The sequence below is a fragment of the Pseudocitrobacter sp. 2023LY-00077 genome, assembly GCF_055796175.1.
In genome coordinates this window covers 1-15,859 of the sequence record NZ_JBSPEI010000035.1, presented here as the reverse complement: position 1 = coordinate 15,859, position 15,859 = coordinate 1, and the positions used below count along the sequence as shown (strand labels likewise).

15 protein-coding genes and 1 pseudogene are annotated in these 15,859 nt (G+C 53.8%); 15 read left to right on the top strand and 1 reads right to left on the bottom strand.

What is annotated here, in order from left to right; all coding sequences use genetic code 11:
* Window positions 1–127: 127 nt before the first annotated feature.
* The 15 genes and pseudogenes from ACWWFX_RS24580 to ACWWFX_RS24510 form a co-directional block, all read left to right on the top strand.
* A pseudogene (locus ACWWFX_RS24580) lies at window positions 128–325 on the top strand (portal protein); the annotation flags it as partial.
* Complete coding sequence (locus tag ACWWFX_RS24575; RefSeq protein WP_473225014.1) at window positions 322–618, top strand: Bbp19 family protein; 297 nt, start codon at window positions 322–324, stop codon at window positions 616–618. The pseudogene ACWWFX_RS24580 and the gene ACWWFX_RS24575, both read left to right, overlap by 4 nt.
* On the top strand, window positions 615–1,304 hold the full coding sequence (locus tag ACWWFX_RS24570; RefSeq protein WP_473225013.1) for a hypothetical protein: 690 nt from the start codon (window positions 615–617) through the stop codon (window positions 1,302–1,304). Before ACWWFX_RS24575 ends, ACWWFX_RS24570 begins: the two co-directional genes overlap by 4 nt.
* An 11-nt stretch (window positions 1,305–1,315) precedes the next feature.
* Entirely contained in the window at window positions 1,316–2,041 is a 726-nt protein-coding gene (locus ACWWFX_RS24565) for a peptidase (RefSeq protein ID WP_473225012.1), read from the top strand.
* A 17-nt stretch (window positions 2,042–2,058) separates the two neighbouring features.
* Complete coding sequence (locus tag ACWWFX_RS24560) at window positions 2,059–3,045, top strand: major capsid protein (RefSeq protein WP_174602521.1); 987 nt, start codon at window positions 2,059–2,061, stop codon at window positions 3,043–3,045.
* A 51-nt stretch (window positions 3,046–3,096) separates the two neighbouring features.
* Window positions 3,097–3,537, top strand: coding sequence for a Bbp16 family capsid cement protein (locus ACWWFX_RS24555; RefSeq protein WP_473225011.1), 441 nt, complete (start codon window positions 3,097–3,099; stop codon window positions 3,535–3,537).
* Between the two features lie 10 nt (window positions 3,538–3,547).
* The gene (locus ACWWFX_RS24550; RefSeq protein WP_473225010.1) at window positions 3,548–3,892 is read left to right on the top strand and encodes a hypothetical protein; all 345 of its coding nucleotides are present in this window, start codon (window positions 3,548–3,550) and stop codon (window positions 3,890–3,892) included.
* Between the two features lie 51 nt (window positions 3,893–3,943).
* Window positions 3,944–4,267 (top strand): capsid staple protein, encoded by a 324-nt coding sequence (gp10, locus tag ACWWFX_RS24545; protein ID WP_473225009.1) that lies wholly within the window; start codon window positions 3,944–3,946, stop codon window positions 4,265–4,267.
* Window positions 4,267–4,872: a phage connector family protein gene (locus tag ACWWFX_RS24540; RefSeq protein ID WP_473225008.1), complete on the top strand. Its 606-nt coding sequence runs from the start codon at window positions 4,267–4,269 to the stop codon at window positions 4,870–4,872. The genes gp10 and ACWWFX_RS24540 overlap by 1 nt, the downstream gene beginning before the upstream one ends.
* On the top strand, window positions 4,872–7,337 hold the full coding sequence (locus ACWWFX_RS24535; protein ID WP_473225007.1) for a phage tail protein: 2,466 nt from the start codon (window positions 4,872–4,874) through the stop codon (window positions 7,335–7,337). The genes ACWWFX_RS24540 and ACWWFX_RS24535 overlap by 1 nt, the downstream gene beginning before the upstream one ends.
* Entirely contained in the window at window positions 7,337–7,801 is a 465-nt protein-coding gene (locus ACWWFX_RS24530; protein WP_473225015.1) for a hypothetical protein, read from the top strand. The genes ACWWFX_RS24535 and ACWWFX_RS24530 overlap by 1 nt, the downstream gene beginning before the upstream one ends.
* A complete protein-coding gene (locus tag ACWWFX_RS24525) occupies window positions 7,801–8,337 on the top strand; it encodes a virion core protein, T7 gp14 family (RefSeq protein WP_473225006.1) in 537 nt (178 codons plus the stop codon). Before ACWWFX_RS24530 ends, ACWWFX_RS24525 begins: the two co-directional genes overlap by 1 nt.
* Before the next feature lie 12 nt (window positions 8,338–8,349).
* Window positions 8,350–10,878 carry a hypothetical protein gene (locus tag ACWWFX_RS24520; protein ID WP_473225005.1) on the top strand — a complete coding sequence of 843 codons (2,529 nt, stop codon included), beginning with the start codon at window positions 8,350–8,352 and terminating at the stop codon, window positions 10,876–10,878.
* Window positions 10,878–12,461, top strand: a complete 1,584-nt coding sequence (locus ACWWFX_RS24515; protein ID WP_473225004.1) for a hypothetical protein — start codon at window positions 10,878–10,880, stop codon at window positions 12,459–12,461. The genes ACWWFX_RS24520 and ACWWFX_RS24515 overlap by 1 nt, the downstream gene beginning before the upstream one ends.
* Window positions 12,461–15,217: a hypothetical protein gene (locus tag ACWWFX_RS24510; RefSeq protein ID WP_473225003.1), complete on the top strand. Its 2,757-nt coding sequence runs from the start codon at window positions 12,461–12,463 to the stop codon at window positions 15,215–15,217. The genes ACWWFX_RS24515 and ACWWFX_RS24510 overlap by 1 nt, the downstream gene beginning before the upstream one ends.
* 223 nt (window positions 15,218–15,440) lie before the next feature.
* Here ACWWFX_RS24510 and ACWWFX_RS24505 read toward each other — a convergent pair whose 3' ends face one another.
* Window positions 15,441–15,701 (bottom strand): hypothetical protein, encoded by a 261-nt coding sequence (locus tag ACWWFX_RS24505; RefSeq protein WP_113857903.1) that lies wholly within the window; start codon window positions 15,699–15,701, stop codon window positions 15,441–15,443.
* Between the last annotated feature and the right edge of the window lie 158 nt (window positions 15,702–15,859).

Below are 15,859 nucleotides of genomic sequence, written 5' to 3'. Positions count from 1 at the left end.
GATGCAAGTTTGGGGTGATAAGGTCAGCGGCGATTAATTTTGCACAGTGCATAATGCAGGTTTTTGGGCTTCTGTTGGAGTGCAAAATCCAGCGCGTTTTGGTGCAAAAAAAATCGCCGCGCTACACGTATCGCCAACTGTCATCGTTCCGCAAGAGCAAGTGCAGGGCATTCGTGAAGACCGTGCACAACAGCAGCGCGCGCAACAGGCACTGGCAATGGGTCAGGCTGTCACGCAGGGTGCGAAAACTCTTAGCGAGACGCAAACAACAGATCCAAGTGCGCTTACTGCCATCACTAACGCAGCAGGAGCACCTCAGCAATGACGGATTACGAAGATGACAGCAAGGCAGAACTGGAGGCTAAACAGCAGCTTTTGGCTCAACGAGATATTGAGGATATCCAGTTCGTCATGGGTAGCGAACAGGGTCGCCGCGTAGTCTGGTCTGTGCTTGAGCGTGGCCGGGTATTTTCTGCCATCCCTCCTATGGATGCTCTGGCTATGGCATTCAACGAAGGGCAGCGGAATCTGGCGCTTGAGTTATTCATGCGTGTAATGGGGAACTGCCCGGAACAGTATCTGACCATGGCCGAAGAGGCCCAGGGGGAAACTAAGTGATTACCGCGATCAAATACGTCCATGCATCCAGCCTTGGTGAGCTTGAGCAAGTCATGCCTGCGCTTATTTCAGCAGGATGGCAACCATTTAACGATGTGGTTGTGGAGCGAAACACAGATGGGTGGGACTTCTACCAGTCCATGATTCAGGGTTCTGAAGGCACACTTCCATCAAATCAGGCGGTCGTAATTGATAGTTCTACGTATCCGTTATACGGATCTGACGGCACCACCAACCAGAACACGACTGTAACACCAGTTGTGGCAACCGGAATTCTTTCCCGTTTCAAATTGGCCGCCAGTTATACCGCTCTGAGCAACGCTGTCGCCGTGGCTGTACGTAACAGTGCTGGTGCTAATAGCCATTCTGGAACCTCAGTTGTTACTGCTGCCGGCGTGCTTACCGGAATCAACCTTCCAGCGACTACCGCGATGATCGACAACGGCGACGCCGTAACCATGCAGAACTCAGTAGGCACTGCAATCGCTGGCACTCACCCGGCGACCATCGCAGCAGGTGTAATTTCAAACGTTAAGCTCGCCGCAACTATCGCGCCGGTGGCTAATGCCTCGGTACAGGCAAGCGTGCCAGTAACAAATAACGCCATCCTCGCGATTGGCACTGTTAACCGTCCAGTCACATACACCGTTGCTGGTGGCGTCGTGACTGGCTTAACCATCGTTTAAGGGTAGTGAACATGGGTAATGCACTTTTTCGAAAGCTATTCCACTCCGTTCTGATGAATGAAGAAGTTGGCGCTGATGCGTCAGGAGCAGGCGGTGGAGCGACTCAAACTCCTGCATCAACTGAACCTGCAACTACAGAAGGATCTGATCCGGCTGGCGGTGATCAGCAACCAGGAAATGAAGAGGATGGTAAACAAAACGACCAGAAGCCAGAAGGTGAAAACAAAGACGGCGATAAGCCTGATGGTGAAGGAAAGCAGGAAGGCAAGAAGGATGAAAAGCTAGAAGGCGCGCCAGAGAAGTACGACTTCAAAGCCGCTGAAGGCGTTGATCTGGATACCGAAGCGCTGAAGGACTTCGAGCCTGTTGCCCGCGATCTGAACCTGACCAATGAACAGGCACAAAAGCTGGTTGATGCATATCCAAAAATTCTGGCCGGTGTGCAGCAGCGTCAGGCAGACGCCTGGCAGAAGCAGACCGAGGACTGGGCAGCAAGCGTGAAGGCAGACAAGGAGATCGGCGGGGACAAACTGACCGCGAATCTCAGCGCTGCGCAGCGTGCTCTGGACCAGTTCGGCGGCCCTGCTCTGAAAGAATATCTGGACTCAACCGGTCTTGGTAATCACCCGGAACTGGTTAAGACGTTCGTGAAAATCGGTAAAGCCATGTCGGAAGACGGCATGGTCGATGGCAGTAATCAAGGCCAGCGTAGTGCGGCCGAAGTGCTTTATGGCTAATAAGAGAGGATATAACCATGGCTGTTAAAGGCGTAAATGCGCTGACGCTGGCTGACTGGGCTAAGCGTACTGATCCAAACGGGAAGGTAGACAAGATTGTCGAACTTCTTTCCCAGACTAACGAAATCCTTACGGACATGATGTTCGTAGAGGGTAACCTTCCTACAGGTCACCGCACTACCGTGCGTTCCGGCCTTCCATCTGCTACATGGCGCTTGCTTAACTACGGTGTACAGCCAAGCAAATCCACCACCGTACAGGTAACCGACTCCTGTGGGATGCTGGAAACCTATGCAGAAGTTGATAAATCCCTGGCTGACCTGAACGGTAACACAGCAGAATTCCGTCTGTCTGAAGACCGTGCATTCATCGAAGGCATGAACCAGCAGATGGCGCAGACTCTGTTCTATGGTGATACCAGCGTTAACCCGCAGCAGTTCATGGGGCTGTCTTCCCGTTACTCCAGTAAATCCGCTGGTAACGGGCAGAACATTATCGATGCAGGCGGTACTGGCACTGATAACACCTCTGTTTGGCTGGTGGTGTGGGGTGAAAACACCGTTCACGGCATCTTCCCTAAAGGACAGAAGGCAGGGTTGCAAACTCAGAACCTTGGCGAGCAGACGCTTATCGATGCTGCCGGTGGAAAATATCAGGGCTATCGCACGCATTATAAGTGGGATAACGGCCTGGCACTTCGCGACTGGCGTTACGTTGTTCGTATCGCGAACATCGATGTGAGTGATCTGTCTGTTCCTGCTTCTGCTGCAAATCTCGTTACGCAGATGGTTAAAGCGCTGCACCGCGTTCCTAACCTGAAGATGGGGCGCGCGGCTTTCTATATGAATCGCACCGTTGCCCAGGCCCTCGACCTCCAGTCTCTGGACAAAGCCTCTCTGGCTCTGTCAGTAAAAGAGACAGAAGGCGAATGGTGGACTGCATTCCGTGGCATCCCAATTCGTGAAACTGACGCAATTCTGGAAACAGAAGCGCGCGTTGTTTAACGCCTGTCATTAACTGATGGGCCTTAACCGGCCCATGAATGGAGAAAGAAAATGATCCTCGACAAACTGTTGATGTTCTCCGAAGCGCAGGCGATTACTGCTGGCGGCGCTTCTACTGATGTTATCGATCTCGGTCCTATCGACGGCACTCGCCGCGATATCGGTGTCGGTTATCCTCTTGAGTTCTGGGCTAACGTGAATACCACTGCAACCGCAGCAGGTGCCGCAACCCTGAACGTTCAGTTGCAGACCAGCCCGGACAACTCTACCTGGACCACTATCTACGATAGCGGTGCTCTGGCTCTGGCGGCATTGACCGCTGGAAAACGTCTGTTCTCAACGAAGGTTCCCGCCGGTGTTCAGCGTTATCTGCGTGTGAACTATTCAGTGGGTACGGGGCCGTTGACTGCTGGCGCGTTCACTTCGGGCATTAATCTGGATGTTGACAACAACACTCCTTACTACCCGATTCGTTCAAAAGTGACTGGCTAAGGGGATATAGATGTCAGGTGAAAAAGCAAAATACCGCGTCCTGCGCCTATCCCATATTCATAATAATCTCTGGCCGGAAGGTTCAGAGGTTGAATATGACGGAGAGCCAGGCACCGCGCTGGAACCGCTGAATAATGCGGCGAAGGCTGCGAAAGCAAAGGCCAAGCACAAAGGTGGCTTTGATGGGGAAATCACCGCGCTGGAACCGCTGAATAATGTTGGTGAAGGCAGTGATGAACTGGACAAGCTCCGCGAAGAGTATGAAGCGCTATTCAACGAGAAACCTCACCACAATGCTAAAGCTGAAACACTCCGCGAGAAGATCGCAGATAAGCGCGCAGAACTGGGCGTCTAAGCCTCGCTAATAAAACAAGGGGCTTCGGCCCCTTTATTGCAGGAGTCCGTTATGGATCTGGTAAACCTCAAAACCGGCACCGACACATATCAGGATGAGGATGGTAAAACCCAGACTCGTGATGATTATCCGTGGGGCCTTTGCATAGAGTTGAACAACGAGACGCTCACCAAGCTTAAAGCAACGCCGCAATCCGCAGGAACTGAAGTGATGATCACCGCCAAGGCCATCATTCGTTCAACTTCCACCCGCGATACAGAAGATGGCATGCAGCATAACGCCAGCCTTCAGATCACTGATATGGCACTTAGCCCAGTTTCCGGCGATCAGCCAAAGACTGCCGCGCAAACTCTCTACGGTGGGGAGGATGATTAATGGCCTCCGTTATCGAGATCTGCAACCGCGCGCTGAGCAACATCGGAAATAGCCGCAGCATTAACAGTCTGAATGAGGCGAGCAAAGAGGCGTCTCAGTGCTCACTGCATTTCGATGCGTGCCGAGATGCAGCACTGGCGGACTTCGACTGGAACTTTGCCACTAAGCGAGTGGCTCTGGCCGATACCAACAATCCGCCGCCGGACTGGGCTTATTCCTACCAGTATCCGACTGACTGCCTGCGAATCACCGAAATTATGGTGCCCGGCATCCGTAATCCGACGGCTGCCATGCGCATCAATTATGAGGTTGGGGCAGATACCGACGGCACCGGAAAGCTGATCTACACCGACCAGCCAGCCGCATGGCTGAAGTACATTGCGCGCGTTACCGACGTAAACATGTTCGATGCCATCTTCATGGAGGCGCTGTCGTGGCGTCTGGCTGCTGCCATCAACATGCCGCTAACCGGAAGCGCAGATCTCGGAAACAACGCCCTGACCATGTACCGCAGCGTTATCCTTAGTGCTGGCTCGCACAGCCAGAATGAGTCGCAGGAGCCGCAGCCGCCTATGGACGAGTTCACCGCAGCGAGGTTGTCATAATGGCTTTCAGTTGGATCCAGCCGAGTTTTGCCGGTGGTGAGATTGGCCCGTCGCTTTACGGGCGCATCGATATGTCAAAGTATCAGGTGGCGCTGCGTAAGTGTGACAACTTTATCGTTCGGCAATATGGCGGGGTGGAGAATCGACCGGGCACGCGCTTCGTCGGCGAAACCAAATACCCTACCCGTAAATGTCGCCTTATTCCTTTCCAGTTCTCGACAGTTCAGACCTATGCACTGGAGTTTGGTCACAACTACATGCGCGTTATCAAAGACGGCGCATACGTGCTGAACAGTAGCAATGTGATCTACGAACTGGCTATGCCTTATGCTGAGACTGACCTGTTCCGCATCAAATTCACGCAAAGCGCCGACGTGCTTACGCTGGTTCATCCATCATATCCACCGAAAGAATTGCGCCGTTACGCGCATGATAGTTGGCAGATCGTCGACGTCACCACCAAAAACGGCCCCTTCGAAGACATCAATGTTGACGAGACGATCAAGGTGTACGCTAGCGCCAGCACTAGCACCGTCACGTTGACGGCGAGCTCTGCCATCTTCGGCGCTGAGCAGGTCGGTAAATTGTTCTACCTCGAACAGCCTGCGGTTGATTCTGTCCCCGTCTGGGAGACCAGTAAAGACACCGCTATCAACGATGTGCGCCGGGCAGACAGCAACTACTACCGGGCAAATACTTCTGGTAAGACAGGTACGCTTCGTCCTTCCCATACTGAAGGAATGTCCTGGGATGGATGGGGTGGTGATACCGGGATTCAGTGGGAGTACCTGCACAGCGGTTTCGGTTTAGTTCGCATCACAGCGGTTGGCTCAGATGGCCTGACTGCAACGGCAACAGTGATCAGTTATATCCCTTCTCAGGTCGTTGGATCTGCTAACAGCAGCTATAAATGGGGACGTTATGCTTGGAATAGCGTCAACGGCTATCCGAGCACGGTCGTTTACTATCAGCAGCGCCTGTATTTCGCCGCATCCACCGCGTACCCGCAAACCATATGGGCCAGCAGAACTGGCGACTATAAAGACTTCGGGAAGAACAATCCTATTCAGGATGATGATCGCATTATCTACACCTACGCCGGGCGACAGGTGAATGAGATCCGCCACCTTATCGACGTCGGAAACCTGGTCGCGCTGACGTCAGGCGGTGAATATACGATATCCGGAGACCAGAATAAGGTTCTCACGCCGTCGGCCTTCTCGTTCAGTTCTCAGGGAAATAACGGCTCCAGCAACGTGCCGCCGATCTCAGTGGCAAACATCGCGCTGTTCATCCAGGAGAAGGGAAGTGTGGTCCGTGATTTGGCTTACTCCTTCGACGTCGACGGGTACCATGGCACTGACCTGACTATACTGGCAAACCACCTTTTCCAGAAGCGCAGCATTGTCGACTGGTCATTCTGCATCGTGCCGTACAGCAGCGCATTCTGCATTCGTGACGACGGGAAATTGCTGGTTCTGACCTATCTACGTGATCAGCAGGTGTTCGCCTGGGCGCCGCAATCCAGCACCGGTAAATACGAAAGTACATGCTCCATCAGCGAAGGAAGCGAAGACGCTGTTTACTTTGTGGTTAACCGTACCATCAACGGACAGACGAAACGTTACATAGAGCGCCTGTCTAGTCGTCTATTTACCAATGATGAAGATGCGTTCTTTGTCGATTGCGGACTGAGTTATGACGGTCGCAATACCTCAACACGTACTATGACCATCAGCGGCGGCAGCGGTGACTGGAGTTATCAGGTCGACTACCCGGTGACGATAAGCGGTGGGGCTTACTTTGTCAGTGCGGATGTTGGCGCTCAGATCCAGTTCCCGTACTCAGAGACGGATCCAGATACCGGCGATGAAGTGGCGAAAGAACTGCGCGGAGACGTCATCTCCATAACCAGCACCACGGCGGTGGTCGTGCGCTTTAACCGTAACGTACCTGCTGTACTGCGTACTTCTGCCACAACTAACTGGCAAATGGCCCGCCAGACTTTCAGCGGCCTGTCGCACCTTGAAGGACAGACAGTCAACATCCTCTCAGACGCCAGCGTTGAGCCGCAGAAAACTGTAACAGCCGGTGCTGTCACGCTGGAATCGCCTGGCGCAGTTGTGCATATCGGACTGCCGATCACGGCTGAATTCGAAACGCTGGACATCAACATCAACGGTCAGGAAACGCTACTGGATAAAAAGCAGGTCATTCCATCTGTCACGATGGTGGTCAATGCCAGCCGGGGAATTTGGGCAACCACGCCGGGCGGTGATTGGTACGAATATCCTCAGCGAGAGTTTGAGTTCTACGACGATCCGGTTGATGACGCTACCGGGAAGGTGGAAGTTAAGCTTGACAGCAACTGGGATAAGAACGGTCGCGTTAAAGTGCGTCAACTCGACCCATTGCCGCTTTCTGTTCTGGCGGTCCTGCCTCGCATGACGGTCGGGGGATTATGATGATTAAAGCTCAGATCGTACCGGCAACCCAGGAACATATCGAAGCCATGCTCCCGAATGTTCGCCAGGCTGATGTTGATGAATTCCTGGCAACAAACGGGTGGAGCCCGCGCCGCGTTCTCGAAACAGGGTTGCGGACATCGACATTCTGCTGCGCCGGGCTGATTAATGATGAGGTAGTAACCATCTTCGGAGTGGCCCCGGCATCGATGATCGGCGGTAACGGAATCCCGTGGCTGGTGGGCACTGATGCGCTGGAGAAATACCAGCGCACCTTCCTGCGTCGATGCGGGAAAGTGGTCAATGCAATGCTGTCAGTTTATCCGTATCTTGAAAACTATGTTGATGCCCGCAATAACACCGCGCGCATCTGGTTGAACTGGCTTGGGTTCACTATTGAAGAACCACAGCCATATGGCGCTCACGGCCTTCTGTTTCACCGCTTCCACATGGAGAGAAAGTAATGTGTGAACCCACCACAATTTTAGCCGGTGCGACGCTTGCTGCTGGCGCGCTGTCAGCTTACAACCAGTACCAGACAGGAAAGTATTCCGCCGCTGTCGCAGAGCAGAATGCAGATGTGGCTGAAGCGCAGGCGCAGGACTCGATTAACCGTGGTAACGCCCAGGCCGATGAGGTGCGCCGCCGTAACCGGCAGGCAGCAGGGACGCAGAACGCCACTATGGGGGCTACAGGTGCTGAACTATCTTCGGGAAGTGCGCTGGATATTTTCGGCGATACCGCCCAGTTCGGTACCCTGGACGCTCTGACAACAGTAAATAACGCCCAGCGTGAGGCATACGGCTATCAGGTGCAATCAGCGAATTACCAAGCGCAGGCGGTATCTGCTCGCAAGCAGGGAAATATGGGGGCGATGACAACCCTTTTGACGACACCATTGCAGGCTTATGGTTCGTACCAGATGGGCGGCGGAGGGTCGATGTTCTCCCAAAAAGCGGCTCCAATCAGCGCAGCCATTGGCACGCCAACCGGTCGTTAAGGAGAAATTAAAATGCCAACGGTTCCAACGGTCACCGGTCGTCAGGTCGAGAGTAGAGGATTCCAGTCACCTGGTTTGCAAGCATTTGAGCAACCGAATCTCGGCGATGTCATTGCGCAGGTTGCGCCAAAAGCTATTGATGTGTTTGCGCAGGCAAAGCAGCGTGCAGACGTTGCCCAGGCACAGGATGCGTCATTGCAGTTGAGTCAGGTTTCCACTGATCTGCTGACAAACCCTAATACCGGCTTGCTCAATATGCAGGGTAAGAATGCCCTCGGTAAAGGCCAGGAATACACTCAGCAGTTCGATGCGCAGGCCGAACAGATAGCGATGACTCTGCCAGAAGGTGCCCGCGCAGGTTTCATGCAGCAGGCGCAGCAGCAACGTATTCAGTTCACCTCACAGGCCGGGCGCCATGAGATAAGCCAACTTAATGCCTACGAAGAAGGGCAATTTCAGGCGACACTGGCGAACAATGGCAAGCTGGCGGCGTCAGCATATGGCGACAATGCGAACTATGTGCTTTACAACCAGCAGACCTTCCAGCAGATCGAGACTTATGGCACCGCGCATGGCTGGAGCCCTGAACAGATTCAGGCGAAGAAAACCGAATTCAAAGAGAAGGTTGCTGATGCATCTCTCTCCCAGTGGGCTGCAAACAATTCTGTCGAGTTCATTCAGAGTAACGGCGAACTGAGCGACACCGCTTCTGGTTCACGCCGAGCGGTATCAGATGGTGTTAATTCAGGTGATGCACGCGGTATCCGTAACAACAACCCCGGCAACCTCGAGTACAGCAAAACGAATCCATGGGTTGGCCAGACAGGTGATGATGGTCGCTTTGCGAAGTTTGAAACGCCTGAGCATGGTATTCGCGCGCTGGGCCGAAACCTGCTGTCTTACCAGCGTCAGGGAATTGATACCGTCAGCGATATCATTAACCGGTGGGCTCCTCCGTCGGATAATAACAATACTGATGCTTACATACAGGCTGTTTGTGCGCAGCTCGGCGTAACGCCTGATCAGCAACTCGATGCGTCAAACCCTGACACACTTAAAGCTCTTTGTGCTTCAATCATTCAGCATGAGAACGGCAGCCAGCCGTACAGTGATCAGCAGCTTGCTACTGGTGTTAGCGCGGCTATTGGCTTGTCACAGTTGCCTACCAGCACCAAGCGCTACACTGGCAACGCGGCATTCGACGCGGCATCTCCTGAAGCGCAGGCCACATTCCTCCGTCAGGCGGATCAGATCCGTAAACAGCAGCAGGCAGAATACCGAACCAGCATCGACAGCCTGGTGCGCGATGCCAGCGCGGCATACATGCGCGGTGTGGATTTCCCGAACGCACCAACGCAGACAGATTTCCTCGCGGCCTATGGTGTGCGCGATGGGAACGCTCGCTATACCGAGTTCCGAAATACGCAGATCGCCGGGCAGTACATCGGTTCATTCCGCAACATGCCGACCAGCAGCATCACTGCATACGTTAACCAACTGAAGCCAGGGACAGAGGAAACAGGCGAGGGCTATGCTTCCCGAGCTGAATTGTTCGATCAGGTATCGGCAGCGGCCACGAAGGTTATCAGCCAGCGCCAGAATAACCCGTTCAATGCAGCAGTGGAGATCGGTGCATACAAGCCACTTTCGAGTAACAATCCGAACGACATCACGGCAGAAGTTGCCAATCGTTTCTCATCTCAGGAAAGCCTTCGCGAACTCGGTATCAATGCGCCTATCCTTTCCAGTGAGGAGGCGGCAGCGTTGTCTGAGCAGGTGCGCGGCACAAAAGATGTAAACCAGACAATCGGTCTGTTGCAGAGCATGGGTGAAACGCTTTCCGCACCGGCGATGCGCCAGGTAGCCTCAGCCATTGCACCTAACAACGCAGCCACAGCATATTCTGCATTGCTGCTTGGCACGCCGGATAACCAGTACGACAACACAAAACCATCAATAGCTTACAGTCAGTTCATCGGTTACAAGCCGACCATGAACAAGTATGACGTGTCTAAGGTGGTGCTGGCTGGTGACCAACTGCTTAACCCAACGAAAGCTATGAAAGATGCTGGTATTACTCCGGTCCAACTACCGAGTGAGGACAAACTCAAGCGCGCCTTTGATGACCAGGTAGGCAATTCGTTTGCGAATAACCCGCAGGCCCGCCAGCTCAGTTACAACCTTTTCAAAGCTGCTTACGCCGGTATCGCCTATCAGTCCGGTGATGCTTCCATGACGCGAACAGATGCAGCCAACTCCGATGTAGTGGAGAAGGCAGCACAGTACGCCACTGGCGGGGTGTACAAAGGATTTAATGGTGGTGATGTCGTAATGCCGTTCGGCATGGATAAATCCACTTTCAAAGACCGCTACACCGTATCTGCTCAGCAGGCGCTGAAGGATGCCGGGCTTAACGTCAACGCGGCTTCAAACTTTACTCCCGTCAACATCGGCAACAACCAGTATCGTCTGGTGAGCGGCAGCGGGCGCTGGGCAACGGATCCGAAAACCAATGAAGCTATTGTCGTGAGGGTTGAATAATGGCTGATGTATTTTCTCTTGCGCCGGAAGGCCAGGCATGGACTGATGATAAAACAGCATCCAACCCGGCGCGCCCTGAAGATTACGAGCCTACGTTATTCCAGGGTTCAATTTCTGCACCAGCGCGCGGCGTGGCGGAAGGCACTATCGGACTGGCGCAATCAGCTGTCGGATTCAGTAAGCGCCTGATCAGCGACCCGGCATTCACCGCGAACGTGGCACCGACGGTAAATATATTCCGGGTGATGTTTCCTGATGCCGATAAAACACTGAATGAAACGTACGATACGATTGGTAAACAGTTACAGGATGCTCGCGGATACGTGAAGCCGGATGCCGGGAGCCAGGGAACAGCAGCTGAGGTGCTTTACGGTCTCGGTCAGTTTGTTCCGGCCATTGGCGCGACTATTGTTGGCGGCCCGACTGTCGGCGCAGCAACAGCTTTCAGCTCGACGTATGAGCAGTCGTATCAGGATTTCAAAGGGAAGGGGGTTGACGAGTCGGCGGCGCGCAACCTGGCAACGCAGCAGAGCCTTTTTAATGCGGCGGGCATGGCTTTACCTGCTGCTGTTGGCACCACGCTGGCAACGCGTATTGCTTCCGGTGTCGCAATCAATACCGGGTTCGGCGGCCTTAACCGTTACTCCGTCGGAGAAACTCTGGAGGAAAAAGGCTACGCGGAGATGGCGAAACAGTACCGGGTATTCGACGGACAGGCGATGCTGGTGGATGCGGTGCTGGGTGGTGCCTTTGGTGGTGCCCATCACCTTGCCGCGAGAAATGCTGACGTGCCGCCACCGTCAGAGACTGAAGCTCCGCTCCCGGCGGCTGAAGTGCAAAGCGTGCCGGATGGCGCACCGGCTTTCGAGGCAGCAGCAGAAACTTCCTCATTAACAGAACCAGTACCAGTAACGGATGCTCCTGGTGCACCAGAGCGATCTGATTCTCGGGTACCTGTTACGGAATCGGACGCCGCGACAGATGCTCCTGCCATTAAACCAAGCGACATCGATGCTGCCCATACGCTGAATGAGGGGCTCTATTACGATCTGGAATCCTCCCCGGTGCTGCACGCCAGCAACGAGAGCATTAGCAGCCATGTGGCAGCCATGGACGAAGCGTACAGACAGCTTAATGACGGGCAGCCGGTGAACGTAGGGATGATGGCGCGCGGGCTGGATGGTCCCGCCAGGCCTGGCATGCTGGAATCTGCAAATGAGCAGTACCATGCAATGCAGCAGGTTTTCGAAGAGAATGGTGTCAGGTATGAAACGCCGTCAGAACTGGCTGGAGAAGCTCCGGCGCCGCGTGCCGAAAGTGCATTCACGGTAGCAGACGAAGCTGGTGGGAAGGTCAGTGTCGATCCAGATACAGGCCAAGCGATTTCATCGAACAGTTACGACCTGATGGCGGCGCGCGATATGGCGACCACCAATCCGGAGCTGACAATTACGCACCCCGACACCGGGCAGCCTGCGAAACTCTCAGATGTTCTGGCTGAATTTGATGAGCAAATCCAGACCGTGCAGAAAGAATCGAAAGTGTATTCAGTAGCCGCCGCGTGTTTCCTGAGGAACCCATAATGAAACAGGTATGTGTTGAAGCAATTGCGCAGACACTGGGCCGCCAGCCAAAGGCTGACGAGCTGAAAGGTATTGAGGATCGTATCAAAGAAGCCGTGCGCCAGGTGCATAAAAAAAATGCCAGGGAAGGCAAGACTGGCATTCCGGATGCGCAGACGTACATGGAGGCTGCAGATCTTGTTCGCCAGCGCGTTGTGCATGACGTCTACAAGAAGCGTCAGCGCGTCGCTCAGAACGCGATAGCCATCAGCAGGGTTACAGATACTCTTGACACTAATATCCCGCCAGAGCAACAAACACCCGCCAATTTGCAGCAGTTTATCTTTGCCGGACGGCGCACAACTGACGGAAAGGATATAGCCGTTACCTCTGCGGAGGAACTGGCGACAGGCGCATATCAGGACTGGTCCCGCCAGCTCAGCGCTGAACTGCTCAAGGCAGGTGATGATGTCCGAAAATTCTTTGAGCAGAGCAAGGCGCTGGGAGAGCAGCGTTTCCGTAGTCTGTTCGACCAGCAGGCGGCAAAGTCTGCACAGTTCCAGATCCTTAAAGAGCTTTACGGCGAGGATACCGGAAACCCACAGGCTAAGAAAATTGCGCAGGTATGGAATGACGTCACCAGCCGGGCCCGGCAGGAAATGAACGACAACGGGTTTGATATCGGCCTGCGAGACGACTGGCATCTGCCGTATGTGGACGACGCTGATTTTATTCGCAACGCAGGGCGCGATGAATGGCTGGCATCATTGCCGGTGGCAGAGCAGGCTAAAGCGCGCCTTTCAGGCCGCCAGCCGCCGATTGAGTTTGCCCGCCAGGCGTGGGTTGATGACGTTTACAACACGCAGGATCGCAGTAACTACGTTAATCTGGACGGCAGCCCGATGAATGACATCGAGTATCGCCAGGCGCTGGAAGCGATCTTTGAAACAAAGGCTACCGACGGGGCCAACAAAATCGACCCAGGCGCTTTCATGGGTACCGGAGGGATAAAGAACCGTGGTTCACAGAGCAGGGTGATGGCGTTCAAGGATGCGCAGTCCCACTTCGCCTACATGGAGCGCTACACCCAGCAGCCTGTGGCAGGCGTAATGATGTCGCACCTTCAAGCATCTTCTCGTGATCTTGGTGTCGTTAAAGCCTTCGGCCCGGACGCATCCCGTAACTTTTCCCTGGTACTTGATCGTGTGTATCAGCGTTCCGTTACCGGCGGAAAACCAGTTGGAAAGATGAACGACGAACGCCAGATGGTTGAACGCATGTTTAACTCTATGGCTGGTCTAAACGGTGCTGCATCGTCCAGCGTATTCACATCTGCTGTCGGTGGCCTGCGCAACCTGATGACCAGCGCCATGCTCGGTACCAGTGTACTGACGGCAACCAGCGACCAGGCTATCATGCGCGCTAATGCCCAGGCGCTTGGCTTCACTCGCGACGGCATGCGACTGTCATCTAACACTATCAAAAATCTGTTCAGCGGAGATGCCAAGCGTGCCAACGCAGAGCTCGGCCTGCTGGTGGATTCACATGCAGCTGTCGTATCAAAGATGGGTGGATTCGACCTGTCCCGCGGCATCACTGGCTGGTTTGCAGAGAAAACGCTTAAGTGGTCAGGGCTTATCGCAATGGACCGCGCAAACAAAGCATCTTTTGGCCTTCTGATGTACAAAAATATTGGTGAACTGACTCGAAAATTTAAAACGCTGGACGAAGTGAAAGGTTCTGATAAAACCATCCTGGCAAATAAGGGATGGAGTAATGAGGACTGGGCCATCATGGCGGCGGCAGACCTCCAGCCGATGACTACCGCTGGTCACTTTGGCATGACGCCTGATGCGATCTACGCCGTGCCAGATGACGTGCTCACCGGCATCATGGCAGACCGTATTGCGCAGGTTCGCGCCGGGAGTGAAGCGGCGCTGGAAGCTATTGGCGATTTACCACCAGAACGCCTTAAGCGAATGAAAGAAGCATTCGACGCAGAAGCAGAGCAGACCATCACGCGCATGGTTCGCAACGCCCGCGCTGAAGCCGCACAGAAGCTTCTTGGTATCACACATGGCGAGATGACCAGCGCCGTAACGACCGCCACAGGTCTTGACACCTACGCCCGCGACGATGCAGGGCAGCTAATTAAGAGCTTCATGCTCTTCAAAACTACGCCGTTCGCTGGATTCCGTCAGTTGGTCAATAGGGCAAATGATCTCGATGCGGTTCCTTCCATCAAATTCCTTGCGTCTTATATTGCTGGCACCACTCTGGCAGGTATGTTCGCAAACCAGATGAACAGCCTGCTGACCGGTAATGACCCGCTGGATATGACAAAACCAACCACTTGGGTACAGGCACTGCTTAAAGGCGGTTCATTCGGGATCTACGGCGATTTCCTTTTCCAGGACCATACACAATATGGCTCCAGTATCGCGGCCACAATAGGAGGCCCGGTGCTCAGCTTTGCAGAGCAGTTAACCAAACTGCTGATCACGAACCCGCAGAAGGCTATGCAGGGTGAAGAAACATCCTTCGGTGCCGACGCACTAAAGACCGCCCGCATGATTACTCCATTCGCAAACCTCTGGTATGCAAAAGCCATAACCAATCACCTGATCCTGCAACAACTTCAGGAGATGGCAAACCCTGGGTACAACGACAGAGTTAGGGACCGCGCACAGCGGGAATTCAACACAACAAGCTGGTGGGAGCCAGGTCAAACAGCGCCGCGTAGAGCTCCTGATCTTGGCAAAGCGGTTGGGCAATGATGGAAATATTATTGAAAATTGGTCTGATGCTGCTCTGGTTTTCTGTTGTTGTGGCCTTCGGAACCGCCTATCTATGGGCAATAATTTTCGCTATCAGGAAAGGGTGGCTTGGGGAAACTTCTTCGAAGGTCGTTTACTTTGCGACCTTCGTTCTTCTGGTGGCGATAGTTTATAAACTACAGGTAATGTGACATGTCACAAGGCCGCGAAAGCGGCCTTTTGTTTATGTTGTTTCCTGCTTCAATCGTTCCACACAGTAATCCAGATGCGTTTGCAGGTCCTTCATAGAAACCTGAGAGCTTGTTACGTAGTTCACCAGAGCAGCGAGCTCTGCCATTGGCCCATCGACGTTAAACCCGTCTTTGTCTAACTCGCGGAGTAGAATCATGAGTCGCGAGTCCTCGACAAGGGATCTGACGCCTCCCGGCGTGTGTATTCGTTCTGCAAATCCATCTTCCAGCGGGTGGTGATACTGCCGTTGCATCTCTTCTTCTCCATGCAATCACTGTATGTTTATGGGTCTTCCCCGATCATGGTGGGAAGGCTCAGAACGCCATATTCAGCTTTCCGTAGTGGAACATCACCCCCAGTTTAAAGCGCTCCCGGTTTCGGTATCCCCTGGCTTTTATCCTCAGCAGCCTG

Coding starts and splice junctions, on each gene's coding strand:
- ACWWFX_RS24575 (WP_473225014.1), top strand. CDS start 322: ATGACGGATTACGAAGATGACAGCAAGGCAGAACTGGAGGCTAAACAG.
- ACWWFX_RS24565 (WP_473225012.1), top strand. CDS start 1,316: ATGGGTAATGCACTTTTTCGAAAGCTATTCCACTCCGTTCTGATGAAT.
- ACWWFX_RS24560 (WP_174602521.1), top strand. CDS start 2,059: ATGGCTGTTAAAGGCGTAAATGCGCTGACGCTGGCTGACTGGGCTAAG.
- ACWWFX_RS24555 (WP_473225011.1), top strand. CDS start 3,097: ATGATCCTCGACAAACTGTTGATGTTCTCCGAAGCGCAGGCGATTACT.
- ACWWFX_RS24550 (WP_473225010.1), top strand. CDS start 3,548: ATGTCAGGTGAAAAAGCAAAATACCGCGTCCTGCGCCTATCCCATATT.
- gp10 (WP_473225009.1), top strand. CDS start 3,944: ATGGATCTGGTAAACCTCAAAACCGGCACCGACACATATCAGGATGAG.
- ACWWFX_RS24540 (WP_473225008.1), top strand. CDS start 4,267: ATGGCCTCCGTTATCGAGATCTGCAACCGCGCGCTGAGCAACATCGGA.
- ACWWFX_RS24535 (WP_473225007.1), top strand. CDS start 4,872: ATGGCTTTCAGTTGGATCCAGCCGAGTTTTGCCGGTGGTGAGATTGGC.
- ACWWFX_RS24530 (WP_473225015.1), top strand. CDS start 7,337: ATGATTAAAGCTCAGATCGTACCGGCAACCCAGGAACATATCGAAGCC.
- ACWWFX_RS24525 (WP_473225006.1), top strand. CDS start 7,801: ATGTGTGAACCCACCACAATTTTAGCCGGTGCGACGCTTGCTGCTGGC.
- ACWWFX_RS24520 (WP_473225005.1), top strand. CDS start 8,350: ATGCCAACGGTTCCAACGGTCACCGGTCGTCAGGTCGAGAGTAGAGGA.
- ACWWFX_RS24515 (WP_473225004.1), top strand. CDS start 10,878: ATGGCTGATGTATTTTCTCTTGCGCCGGAAGGCCAGGCATGGACTGAT.
- ACWWFX_RS24510 (WP_473225003.1), top strand. CDS start 12,461: ATGAAACAGGTATGTGTTGAAGCAATTGCGCAGACACTGGGCCGCCAG.
- ACWWFX_RS24505 (WP_113857903.1), bottom strand. CDS start 15,701: ATGCAACGGCAGTATCACCACCCGCTGGAAGATGGATTTGCAGAACGA.